Genomic DNA, 1,772 nt, shown 5'->3' with positions numbered 1-1,772 from the left:
TACGCTGTTGGTGTCGGGTGCGACCTTGGGGGCGACGCTTCAACGGCTCAAGGCCGTCGAGCCGATTGGGGTTTGGCAGCTCGAGCTCCGACCCGGCGCTGACGGCCGACGCCCGGGATTTGCTGCGATTGAACTCCGGAAAGGTGACCATGCGTCCGCCAGCCTTGCAGTTTGATTTCTCGCCGCGAAGGCGACTGCGCTGGCTGCCCCCCGCGTTGGCGCTTGCTGCGCTGCTCGTCTTGAGCACCGGAGGCCTGCTGCTGAAGCGAGAGGCAGGGTTGCGCAGGTTTCAGGACGAGTTGCTGGCAGCCGAGCAAGGCTCGGCGCGCAAAGCGGCGCCGGCGCGCGGGCGCGCCTCAGAGCCTTGGGAGGCCAACGCGGTGCGAGATGGTGCGCTTTTGCAGCTCCCCGTCGAAGCTCGGCTTCTGGAGCTGGAGCGATGCGTCGTCAATGGCATGTCATTGGCAAGCGTTAGGTTCGATGCAGCGAGCCAGGGGGTTTCAGCAGAGGTTCGCGCTGTTACCCAAACTCAGGCGACCGAGTTAACCCAATGCCTTAACCAAGGGGTTGGAAGAAGCTGGGTGGTTGATTCGATTGAGTTCGGCGATAACTTTGCTAAAGAACCAAACTTCACGCTTCGTATCCATTGGTAGCGCGGTAGTGCGTTTTTTTGGCAATGAATATATTCGCGCTTGGTTGTAATATTTATATTGAATGGGAGGATGCGTGAGATTGCGGATCTTGGCGATTTATCTTCTATCTTTGTCCAGTCCTGCATTCTGCAGGGACGTACGGATTTCATTGCTTCCCGCTTTTTGGAGCAATTTTCCAAATACCGGTGGGGATGGTGAGTTCTCTACTGCGCAAGAGGTATGTGACTACAGAACACAGCTTATACATTGGGTGACCCCGCTGATATACGAGGCCAATGCGGATGCCTCCTGGAAGGGTATATGCTACTACATAGACGGGGCTGGATATAAGAACTCGATGGCAGTTCCTTTTTATGGCCAGCGGTGTCCAGATGGATATTCTATTGCGATTGGCAGTTTTATAGATCGAATCAGTGATAAGGGCGGTATTGGGTATATCTATTACGCCCCAGGGCAAGCTTGCCTATCCAAATACCCTGGCATAGACGTTTGGCACGATAAGCCGGCCGCGTGCCCTGGCAAGAATGCAAGCCTATTCGGAGTCGGAGATCCGATCTACCCCCTGATCGGCAGCAGCAGCTACGACGTAGACCTTGATGCAGGTCTTGGCGGCCTGAAGCTTCGCTACGACATGCGCAGGAAGCTGCCCAGCGACAACCCGGACCTGCTGTACCCGTACACGGCCCTTTCGTCGTTTGGCCCGCTGGTCGAGAGCAACCTGCACAAGCGGCTGATCTACCAGTCCGGCACGCCAGCCAGCATGCAGGCCTCGCGCGGCCTGGGCCGCTGGGTCTCGTTCGCGGTCTCCGGCGCGGCCTTTGTGCCCGACCCCGGCGTGCGCGACACGCTGGTGGCCATCAGCGGCGGCTGGCGCTACCTGGACGCCCAGACCCGCGGGGAAGAGACCTACGACAGCACCGGCCGGCTCAACACCGAGAAGCGGGCCGACGGCACCGTGCTCACCTACGGCTACAGCACCGCTGCCGGCGCTGACGCCCCGGCCGCAGGCTACCTGCTCACCGTGCAGGACCAGCTCGGCCACCTGATCAAGTTCAAGTACGACGCCACCGGCGTCATCACGCAAGTCACCCGGGTGGACGGCCAAGTCATTGGCGCGGC

General features: G+C 59.7%; 1 protein-coding gene and 1 pseudogene. Both read left to right on the top strand.

Annotated features, from left to right (window positions below; all coding sequences use genetic code 11):
* Positions 1–149 precede the first annotated feature (149 nt).
* Positions 150–653 carry a hypothetical protein gene (locus FKP22_RS29265; protein ID WP_141291689.1) on the top strand — a complete coding sequence of 168 codons (504 nt, stop codon included), beginning with the start codon at positions 150–152 and terminating at the stop codon, positions 651–653.
* Between the two features lie 631 nt (positions 654–1,284).
* Positions 1,285–1,772, top strand: a pseudogene (locus FKP22_RS29260) (hypothetical protein); the annotation flags it as partial.

Source organism: Ideonella azotifigens (assembly GCF_006519715.1).
Taxonomy (GTDB): domain Bacteria; phylum Pseudomonadota; class Gammaproteobacteria; order Burkholderiales; family Burkholderiaceae_C; genus Ideonella; species Ideonella azotifigens.
This window is presented reverse-complemented; position numbering and strand designations above follow the sequence as displayed.

Coding starts and splice junctions, on each gene's coding strand:
- FKP22_RS29265 (WP_141291689.1), top strand. CDS start 150: ATGCGTCCGCCAGCCTTGCAGTTTGATTTCTCGCCGCGAAGGCGACTG.